General features: G+C 40.9%; 8 protein-coding genes. 7 read left to right on the top strand and 1 reads right to left on the bottom strand.

The window, feature by feature from the left end:
• The first annotated feature begins 752 nt into the window (after positions 1-752).
• The 5 genes from MNY66_RS10470 (at position 753) to glnB (ending at position 6,487) form a co-directional block, all read left to right on the top strand.
• Positions 753-2,192 (top strand): sensor histidine kinase, encoded by a 1,440-nt coding sequence (locus MNY66_RS10470; protein ID WP_047256019.1) that lies wholly within the window; start codon positions 753-755, stop codon positions 2,190-2,192.
• Between the two features lie 2 nt (positions 2,193-2,194).
• Positions 2,195-3,040, top strand: coding sequence for a two-component system QseEF-associated lipoprotein QseG (qseG, locus tag MNY66_RS10465; protein ID WP_241500801.1), 846 nt, complete (start codon positions 2,195-2,197; stop codon positions 3,038-3,040).
• Between the two features lie 36 nt (positions 3,041-3,076).
• Positions 3,077-4,417, top strand: a complete 1,341-nt coding sequence (glrR, locus tag MNY66_RS10460; protein ID WP_047256020.1) for a two-component system response regulator GlrR — start codon at positions 3,077-3,079, stop codon at positions 4,415-4,417.
• A 96-nt stretch (positions 4,418-4,513) separates the two neighbouring features.
• A complete protein-coding gene (locus MNY66_RS10455) occupies positions 4,514-6,136 on the top strand; it encodes an NAD+ synthase (protein ID WP_241500800.1) in 1,623 nt (540 codons plus the stop codon).
• 12 nt (positions 6,137-6,148) lie between these two features.
• Positions 6,149-6,487: a nitrogen regulatory protein P-II gene (gene glnB / locus MNY66_RS10450; protein WP_047256022.1), complete on the top strand. Its 339-nt coding sequence runs from the start codon at positions 6,149-6,151 to the stop codon at positions 6,485-6,487.
• Between the two features lie 221 nt (positions 6,488-6,708).
• Here glnB and hmpA read toward each other — a convergent pair whose 3' ends face one another.
• On the bottom strand, positions 6,709-7,899 hold the full coding sequence (gene hmpA / locus MNY66_RS10445) for an NO-inducible flavohemoprotein (RefSeq protein ID WP_241500799.1): 1,191 nt from the start codon (positions 7,897-7,899) through the stop codon (positions 6,709-6,711).
• A gap of 360 nt (positions 7,900-8,259) precedes the next feature.
• Between hmpA and glyA the strand changes: the two genes are divergently transcribed.
• Positions 8,260-9,513, top strand: coding sequence for a serine hydroxymethyltransferase (glyA, locus tag MNY66_RS10440; protein WP_047256024.1), 1,254 nt, complete (start codon positions 8,260-8,262; stop codon positions 9,511-9,513).
• A 161-nt stretch (positions 9,514-9,674) separates the two neighbouring features.
• Complete coding sequence (locus tag MNY66_RS10435; protein WP_047256025.1) at positions 9,675-10,823, top strand: 3-phenylpropionate MFS transporter; 1,149 nt, start codon at positions 9,675-9,677, stop codon at positions 10,821-10,823.
• Positions 10,824-10,910 lie beyond the last annotated feature (87 nt).

The raw sequence follows: 10,910 nt of genomic DNA, 5'->3' as shown, positions 1-10,910 counted from the left end.
GCTTCGGCAGGGTTTTTTTTAGCTATAAATATAGCTTGTCGTGATATGCCGACAATTAGCTTTATTATTGTCTCAAATAGGAGACATTTATACTATTGATTTTAAAGGTAATTAAATAAAGCTGATTTTAGTGTCTCAAATAAGAGACAGTATCGGCTATTTGTGGGAACAAAAACGGTAGCATAAGATTAAAATTTGAGTTTTAAAGTTCAATTTCTTTATATATCAGTCGATTAAATATTAATTTGAAAACTTGGCACGGATGATGCATTATATAAATCAGTTGCTCATTCAACTCATTATGTCGGTCCACATTAGGGTGGGGATATACCACATAAAATCAGAATGACGCCAGAGTAAGGTGCCTACCGTCCGGTAATATCGATATTCGCCCTCGGGCCTTATCACGTAAAGGACGACACGTTGAGTGAGGCGCCACCTATATGAGTTATAGATAAATAACTTATATAAGCAAGATCAGTGGAATATAACTAATAAAGTATGTTATCACGGGTGGAATGAAGAAAAACGCTTCATTCCACCATCCTGCTCTCACCGTTATGTATCGCCCTTCATTTATTTTCTCTTTCTTTCATGCGGCATCACAATAATTCACTATCATTGATGACCAAATTTTATCTTGGGTTAAAGATTAATCATAAAATCAGTCTAATTATGTGATTAAACCGATTAATCAAGTTCACACTCGGTAAATAGTTCTGTTACCATAAAGAAAATATACAGGTAATGAGATGATTTCTTTGAATAAGTGGCGTCTATTTCCGCGCTCATTGCGCCAACTCGTAGTGATGGCTTTCTGGCTGGTATTATTACCGTTGCTGGTACTGGCCTATCAGGCCTATCAAAGTTTAGAGCAGCTGAGTAATCAGGCGGCTGAAATTAACCGTACGACTTTACTTGATGCTGGTCGGCGTGAAGTTATCAGCAGTTTAGCTCTCGATATCGAACGAACCTATCGGCAATCTTGCGTGCTACGTGACGAATCGCGTAATGCCATCTATAAAAAACAATTCCATGAATATACCACTATGCTTGAGCGGCAAGCCGTTATTTTGCCCAATGATGAAATAACAGCACCTATTATCAATTTGTTAGCGCAATTAAAAGAAATTCAATGCGAAGGTAGCCAGCCAGAGCCAGCTATGTCTCAGGCATTAGAACAATTTTCTCTGGCGAATAATCACCTTGCTGAAGTTACTCGGCATGTTATTTTTAGTCGCGGAGAGCATTTACAAACGGCTATCGCCAATAAAGGTCAATTATTTGGCTGGCAAAGTTTAATTTTATTTTTATTAAGTGTGTTATTAGTCGCGCTATTTACTCGCATGATTATTGGGCCAGTGAAAGGTATTGAACGCATGATCAATCGCTTAGGTACTGGAAGAACGTTAACTAATAATCTTGACCGTTTTAAGGGGCCGCGAGAATTACGATCGTTAGCCCAGCGGATTATTTGGCTTAGCGAACGTTTAGCGTGGTTAGAATCTCAGCGGCATGAGTTTTTACGTCATATTTCACACGAATTAAAAACGCCATTAGCCAGTATGCGAGAAGGGACCGAGTTATTAGCAGACGAAGTAGTTGGCCCGTTAAATGGCGAGCAAAAAGAAGTGGTTGAAATTCTTGATAACAGCAGCAAACATTTACAGCAGCTGATTGAGCAGCTATTAGACTATAATCGTAAGTTGGCTGATAGCCCACCGGAAGCCCAATGGGTTGATTTGAAAAAGCTGATTGATGATATTGTTAGCGCCCATAATTTGCCAGCAAGAGCTAAAAATATGGCGACTGAGGTGAAGTTAAAAGCCGATCATTGTTTAGCGGAACCGACATTATTAACCCGAGTGATAGATAATCTTTACTCCAATGCGGTGCACTATGGCAGCGGATCAGGTAATATTTGGATTACCAGTCGGCAATATGGCAATAAAATTCAAATAGAAGTCGCTAATACAGGTACACCAATTCCTGAATCTGAGCAAAGTATGATTTTTGAACCTTTTTATCAAGGCTCATTAGTCCGCAAAGGGGCTGTCAAAGGTAGCGGTTTAGGCCTCAGTATTGCCAAAGATTGTATTCGGCAGATGGGCGGCGAATTGACATTAATTTCCAGCAAATCAGCGGATGTTTGTTTCAGAATTGAGCTGCCGTTAACAGCAGAGAATGAATAATAATGATGATCAGGTCTATAGGATCCTTGCTGGCTGCCAATCAATGGTCGCGAGCAAGTTTTCACGCAGCAATCGTGAAATTTAAACGCTCAACAACAGCTTACTCAGTCAATTTTTTGCGACTGGGGGGATTAATGTTGCCGTTTATTTTAGTCGGTTGTGTGGGAGTTAATGGACAATCTCCGTTAAGTACGTTAACTCAATCGGTTTTGCCAGAAGATAAAGTGGTTGATTACCGTTATACCGATTGTGAGAATATTTGGAATATGGAACAGCCAAATGTACGCGAAAACTCATTATATTGGCTACGTGTCATGGACTGCGCGGACAGATTATCCACTAATGAAGCTCGTACCGATGCAAATCAAATTGATGCTAATCACTGGTGGCAAGTTTTTCAGCAGAGTATTTTATTAAATGCAGCAGAACCGACAGTGGCTGAACGGCGTAAAATTGTCGATAACTTGAATACTTATAGTTTACAATTCCCTACGGCGGTTAGGCCGTTGTTGCAATTGTGGCGAGAGCAGCAAGTACAGGCGATTAATCTGACTGAGATAAACCTGCGTTTTAAGCGTTTACAACAAGACAGTGACAATAGAATAGATCGCTTAAAAGAGCAAAATGCACGGCTTGAATTTGAATTAAATAATGTGTCGCGTAAATTAGAAAATCTAACCGATATTGAGCGCCAGCTCTCATCCCGTAAACAGACTCAAAATATTCCGTCCGCTGAAATGGAAAAACCGGCGACAGATAAACCCGCAGATGAACAGACGTCATTGCAGCAACCGCCAGTCGAGACAGTCAACCCTACGGAAGACGCAACGAGTACTTCTAAAGAATAATCGAGTACTCACAATAATATATAGGAGATAAACGCAATGACAGCACGTAAATCAGCAAATTTATTGTTAGTGGATGACGATCCGAGTCTGCTGAAATTACTGGGTATGCGTTTAACCAGCGAGGGTTTCAGAGTTGTTACCGCAGAAAGTGGTCCTGAAGCCTTGAAAATGCTGACCAAAGAAAAAATTGAATTAGTTATCAGTGATTTGCGTATGGATGAAATGGACGGTATGACGCTGTTTGATGAAATACAAAAACAGCATCCTAATTTACCAGTGATCATTTTAACTGCCCATGGTTCGATTCCTGATGCTGTTGCAGCAACTCAGCGCGGTGTATTTGGATTTTTGACGAAGCCGGTAGATCGTGATGCGTTGTATAAAGCTATCGACGAAGCATTAGCACTTTCTGCTGGACCACTCAGCGCAGAAGAGTGGAATGAAGGCATTGTGACACGTAGCCCATTGATGTTACGGTTATTAGAACAAGCTCGTATGGTCGCACAATCCGATGTCAGTGTATTGATTAATGGTCAAAGCGGCACGGGGAAAGAGGTTTTAGCACAAGCTATTCATAAAGCCAGCCCGCGGGCGAAAAAGCCATTTATTGCCATTAACTGCGGGGCATTGCCAGAACAATTATTAGAATCTGAATTATTTGGCCACGCTAAAGGTGCATTTACCGGTGCGGTAAGCAGCCGTGAAGGGCTATTTTTTGCCGCTCAAGGCGGCACACTGTTCCTTGATGAAATTGGCGATATGCCGATGCCTTTGCAGGTTAAGTTACTGCGGGTGTTACAAGAGCGTAAAGTGCGTCCTTTGGGCAGTAATCGAGATTTAGATATCGATGTACGGATACTGTCAGCTACGCACCGTGATTTACCTAAGGCAATGGAAAAGAAAGAATTTCGCGAGGATTTATTTTACCGTCTGAATGTGGTTAATTTACGTATTCCAACCTTAAATGAACGTGCAGAAGATATTCCTTTGCTGGCAAATCATTTTTTACGTAGCTCGGCTATCCGGCATAAACCTTTTGTGAGAAGTTTTTCGACTGAGGCAATGAAGTGTTTAGTGGCGGCAAGCTGGCCGGGTAATGTGCGTCAATTGGTTAATGTGATTGAACAGTGTGTGGCATTGACTACGTCGCCAGTGATTAGTGAAGTGCTGGTTACACAGGCGCTTCAAGGTGAAAATACGGCATTGCCAACTTTTGTCGAGGCAAGAAATCAATTTGAACTCAATTACTTACGTAAACTGTTGCAAATGACTAAAGGCAATGTGACTCAAGCGGCACGTATGGCGGGTCGCAATAGAACTGAATTTTATAAATTATTGGCACGACATGAACTTGATGTTAATGATTTCAAAGAATAACGTAGCTATTAGTGGCTGAAGATCTTGAGTTAGTCAGGTTAAATTATGTGTTTTCAACACGCTATATTTTAAACGCTCCGGGAGAATAAAGACCTTATGAGTCGTAAGCTTAACATCGCATTAGCCCAGATTAATTGGGTGGTTGGTGATATCGAAGGCAACAGCGAACGTATGTTGCAAATTGTCCAGGAGCAAAAAGATCTCGCTGATTTGGTGGTCTTTTCAGAATTAGCCCTGACAGGCTATCCGCCTGAAGACTTATTGTTCCGCGATGATTTGTATCAACGTTGTAATGCTCAGTTAGCTCGTTTACAGTCGGCAAGTGAGCATGCCGCAATAATTGTGGGACACCCTTGGAAAGAACAAGGTAAAACTTATAATGCGCTCTCATTCTTCTGGCAGGGAGCATTAAAAGCTCGTTATTTTAAGCAACAATTACCGAATTACGGTGTTTTCGATGAACCACGCTATTTTGCTGCTGCCGATCAAAGCTGTGTTATTGATTTTAAAGGTTATCGTTTAGGAGTATTAATTTGCGAAGATGTCTGGTTTGACGCACCGGTTGATGCGGTGAAACAGGCGGGAGCAGAAATTTTATTAACCATTAATGCGTCGCCTTATAATCGAGAAAAACCCCATATCCGCTCACAATTATTGAAAAATCATTGCTTACGGACACAGTTACCGATTATTTACTTAAATCAGGTTGGTGGACAGGATGAATTAGTGTTTGATGGCTGTTCAAAAGTATTTGATCAGCAGGGTAATCAAACTCACCGTTTAGCGGCTTTTGATGAGCAAATTGCTTTATGTCAGTTTGATGATGTAAACATTATAGCGATGGATAAACCGGCACCAGTATTGACGCCGATAGCACAAGTTTATCAAGCGTTAGTATTAGCAACACGCGATTATATTAACAAGAATGGATTTAATGGAGCGATCCTTGGATTGTCGGGCGGGATTGATTCGGGATTAACGGTAGCAATTGCTGTTGATGCCATTGGTAAAGAACATGTGCAAGCTGTCATGATGCCGTTTCGTTATACGTCGGAAATGAGTATTCATGATGCGAAAGAGCAAGCTGAATTGCTGGGTGTTGAATTTGATATTGTCTCCATCGAGCCAATGTTTGATGCTTTTATGACTCAATTACAGCCGATGTTTGCGAATACTCAAGCGGATACCACCGAAGAGAATTTACAGGCTCGTTGCCGCGCTGTTATTTTGATGGCGATGTCAAATAAACGCCGTCGCTTAGTGCTGACAACCAGTAATAAAAGTGAATCTGCAGTGGGTTATTCTACCTTATATGGTGATATGGCGGGCGGATTCGATGTGTTAAAAGATGTACCTAAGACAATCGTTTTTGAATTAGCTAAATATCGCAATACGGTTTCTCCAGCTATTCCACAGCGTGTAATTGATCGTCCTCCTTCTGCTGAGTTAGCGCCCGGACAAGTTGATCAAGACAGTTTACCACCATATGAAATATTAGACGCTTTGCTGGAAGGTTATGTCGAAAAAGACTTATCAGTTGAACAATTAATTGCTCAAGGATTTGATGCAGAGATTGTACATAAAGTCATTCGTTTAGTGGATATTAATGAATATAAACGCCGCCAAGCACCTGTTGGGCCACGTATAACGGCACGTAATTTCGGTAAAGATCGTCGTTATCCCATCACTTCGGGTTTCGGTCGCAAAAACTGGTCATAACAGGATTGTTTTATGAAAAAGATTGATGCAATTATTAAACCGTTTAAATTAGATGATGTCCGTGAAGCTCTGGCTGAAGTGGGTATTACCGGAATGACTGTTACCGAAGTTAAAGGTTTTGGTCGTCAAAAAGGCCATACCGAGTTATATCGTGGTGCAGAATATATGGTCGATTTTTTACCTAAAGTAAAAATTGAGATAGTGGTACCTGATGATATTGTCGAGAGCTGCGTAGAAACTATTATGCAGACGGCACAAACGGGCAAAATCGGTGACGGTAAAATCTTTGTTTACGATGTTGCTCGAGTCATTCGTATTCGTACCGGCGAGCAGGATGACGAAGCTATTTAATCGCTAATAGTGGTGGAGTATGATGTTTATATACCACCATAAATCTACTGTATTAAAGACGAGACAATAAATTTTCTGTAGTAGAATTATTGGGGATATTTAGTTTAGCGACGCTAAAAAGTTGCGGTAACGGAATAAACACACAGGAATGGGATGGAATCGTGTGCTTATGGGACCCCCGTTACCGCAAATAAGAAATGATAAGAGATGAATAATTGGGTTTACAAGACCTTATGTGGACCGAAACATTCATAATGAATATTATCAGAACTGACACCCATCTCTATCAATTGTCGTGCAATAAATTGCATAAATTCGACGGGACCGCAGCAGTAATAGTGCATCTTAGGATTAATTATCTGAGCTTTAATCATTGAAAGATCCATTAATCCCTGATGGTGATAATCTATCCCTAATTGGTCATCTGTATTCGGGGTATTATACCAAACGGTAGATTGAGCTTTTTTCAGCGTTGAAATCAAATCGCTAACTTCATCTGCGAAGGCATGTACCTTGCCATTATCTGTAGCATGTAGCCAGTGAATTTCTCCCGTATGCTGAGTTTGTTTAAGATGATGGAGCATGCTCAACATTGGCGTTAATCCAACCCCCGCCGAAATCAGAGTCACCGGTGTCTCTGATGCAATATCGAGATAAAAGTCGCCACAAGGTGGGGCTAATTTAACCCGATCACCTTGGTTTAAATGCTGATGCAGGTAATTCGATACTGCACCTTTTGATTCGCGCTTAACCGCAATTCGATAGCTATGACCATTAGCTGCTTCAGTTAATGAATATTGGCGAATTTCTTGATTATCAAATCTCGCATCATTGATATAAATAGTAAGATATTGGCCGGCTAAATAATCTACCACCGGCTGACCATCGACAGGGGCAAATTCAAAACTGGTAATCAGTTCGCTTCGCGGTATTTTTTTTACCAGTGTAAACTCACGTAGTCCCTGCCAGCCGCCAACTTTCTGTTTATTTTTTTGATAAATTTCAGCTTCACGTTGAATAAAAATATTTGCCAATACGCCATAGGCTTGCCCCCATGCATCTAATACTTCTTGGCCTGGGCTGAGTAATTCATCAATAGCCGCCAGTAAATTCTCGCCAACAATCGGATAGTGTTCTGGTTTAATATTTAAACTAGCGTGTTTTTGAGCAATTTTTTCAACTGCTGACATTAGTGCTTCTGGGGTCTCAATATTGATAGCGTAGGCACAAATGGCATTAAATAACGCTTCGCGTTGATCACCGGTTTCTTGATTACGCATATTAAAAATATCTTTTAACTCAGGATGATGTTTGAACATCCGTTGATAAAAGTGCGCGGTTAATTTAGGGCCGGTCGCGGCGATAGCGGGAATAGTTGATTTAACAATTGCGATAGTCTGGTGATCGATCATGCAGGTTCTCCTGAACATTTCTCATTATATCATGAGAATTTATAACATGTATTATAGATGCAACTTATATCGTTTTAAAGGTAATGTAAATAGTCAGATTTTAATAAACCTATTTAAAGTCATGGCTTGCTAACTATCGATTAATATAAGGCGTATTTTTAGTGATATCTGTCGATTTATCTTTTATTGATGGTATTTAATAATGTTAATAGATTGTAGCCAAAATCATTTTAAAAATAATGCAATCGATTGCGTAATATTTGATGTTAGGGCTATCACCATGAAGAAAAAGAGTTTACACTGTTGGCATTCAGGTTCGAATGATTGACTACTTTGTATTAGCTGAGGCAGGAGAAGCGAATGTTAAAGCGTGAAATGAATATTGCAGATTACGACCCACAACTGTGGGAAGCGATGGAAAATGAAGTAAAACGTCAGGAAGAGCATATTGAGTTAATTGCTTCCGAAAACTACACTAGCCCACGAGTTATGCAAGCTCAGGGGTCTCAGCTGACCAATAAGTACGCCGAAGGTTATCCAAGCAAACGCTATTATGGTGGTTGCGAATTCGTTGATGTGGTTGAGCAATTAGCCATTGACCGTGCAAAAGAACTGTTTGGTGCAGATTACGCAAACGTACAGCCACATTCAGGTTCTCAGGCAAATGCGGCTGTTTATATGGCATTACTGAAACCAGGTGATACTGTTTTGGGTATGAACCTAGCACACGGTGGACATTTAACCCACGGTTCACCAGTAAACTTCTCCGGCAAATTATATAATATCGTTCCTTACGGTATCGACGAAAGCGGTAAAATCGACTATGACGATATCGCTGCTCAAGCTAAAAAACATCAGCCTAAAATGATTATTGGTGGCTTCTCTGCCTATTCTGGCGTTGTAGACTGGGCTAAAATGCGTGAAATCGCTGATAGCATTGGCGCATATTTATTTGTTGATATGGCGCACGTTGCTGGTTTAGTTGCTGCAGATGTTTATCCTAATCCGGTTCCACATGCTCACGTTGTTACTACCACAACTCATAAAACGCTAGCCGGCCCACGTGGAGGCCTGATTTTAGCTAAAGGTGGTGACGAAGAGCTGTATAAGAAACTGAATTCAGCGGTATTCCCAGGTTCACAGGGCGGTCCTTTAATGCACGTTATCGCGGGTAAAGCGGTGGCATTAAAAGAAGCTATGGAACCAGAATTCAAAGTTTATCAACAACAAGTTGCTAAAAATGCTAAAGCCATGGTCGATGTGTTTCAACAACGCGGCTATAAAGTGGTCTCCGGCGGTACAGAAAATCACCTGTTCTTAGTTGATTTAGTTGATAAAGATATTACTGGTAAAGATGCCGATGCTGCATTAGGTCGTGCGAATATTACCGTCAATAAAAATAGCGTACCTAACGATCCTAAAAGTCCGTTTGTAACTTCTGGCGTACGTATTGGGACACCAGCAATTACTCGCCGTGGTTTTAATGAAGCTGATGCACGTGAATTGGCGGGCTGGATGTGCGATATTCTTGATGATCTTAACAACGAAGCAACAATTGAGCGTATTAAGCAAAAAGTATTAAATATTTGCGCTAAATACCCAGTCTACGCTTAAGTTAATATAAATTATATTCCTCAGGCATTAAAAATCTTAGGTACAAGGCTCGTTTATCAACCTTTGTATCTATAATTTAGGCCATAAGGGGATATAATCTCTAACCCGCTGCGATAAACTCGCATAGCGGGTTTTTTGCTTTCTAAAAATGGGGGATAGGGATGGTCATTCCATCAACACGCTGGCTAGCGATAGATTACTTCACCTACTTTTTTGCCTACGGTATTTTCTTGCCGTTTTGGTCAATCTGGTTACAAGGAGAGGGCATCGATGCGCAAATGATCGGCTTATTACTTGGCATCGGATTATCTGCGCGTTTTATCGGGGCGCTACTGATTACGCCGGCGGTTAAAGATCCCGCTAAATTGATCTCAGCGTTACGTATATTAGCGCTACTTACATTAATATTTGCGGTTGGTTTTTCTTTTGGTTCCCATTGGGCATGGTTATTTTTTGTAATGATAGGTTTTAACCTATTTTTTGCCCCTATGGTGCCATTAAGCGATTCGTTGGCGGGCACTTGGCAAAAGCAATTTACCTTTGATTATGGTCGATTACGTGTTTGGGGCTCGATAGCCTTTATTATTAGTTCCTCGCTAATTGGTTATTTGTCCGGTGTTTGGGGGCATAAAACTATCATGATCGCACTGATTATCAGTATATTAGCTCTGCTACTTGCCACGTTACTTAAGCCAGCCATCATGCCTGCGGGGATCAAAAAATCAACCCATGGACCTAAAATCTCGTTCAAACAGTTGATTGCTGACAGCTCAGTTTGGCGCTTTTTAGTCTGCGTTACGCTGCTTCAGGGCGCTCATGCGGCTTATTATGGTTTTGCATCGTTGTATTGGAAAGAAGCCGGCTATTCGGATTCGGTGATTGGTAATTTATGGTCATTGGGTGTGGTAGCTGAAGTGATTGTTTTTACTATGAGCCATCGCTTATTCCGTCGCTGGAGCGCACGTAACTTATTGTTATTATCCGCTATTATTGGAGTGATACGCTGGAGTTTGATGGGCGCATTTACTGCATTGCCGGTGTTAATCGTGGTGCAAATATTGCATGCGGGAACATTTACCGTATGTCATCTTGCGGCTATGCGATTTATTAGTGCGCGTAAAGAAGATGAGATCATTCCGCTACAGGCTGTTTATTCGGCGTTAGCCATGGGCGGTGGATTAGCCATAGTTACTGTTATTGTGGGCTTTATGTATGAACGAGTGCCTGATCAACACAGCTTAGTGTTTTATTTTATGGCGCTATTAGCCCTACCAGCAATCTTTATTCGGCCTAAAATTGTAGCGCAGTAGCAGTAATCGGTTTTTCTTAGCCATTATTTATGAAGTAATTTATGGATGATAGAGTAAAGCGTAGATGTAACAGAATGGCTAGTTAAA

The sequence above is a fragment of the Moellerella wisconsensis genome (genome assembly GCF_022592395.1).
Classification (GTDB): Bacteria; Pseudomonadota; Gammaproteobacteria; order Enterobacterales; family Enterobacteriaceae; genus Moellerella; species Moellerella wisconsensis.
Note: the sequence above shows the minus strand (reverse complement) of the source record. Positions and strands in the feature narration are given on the sequence as shown.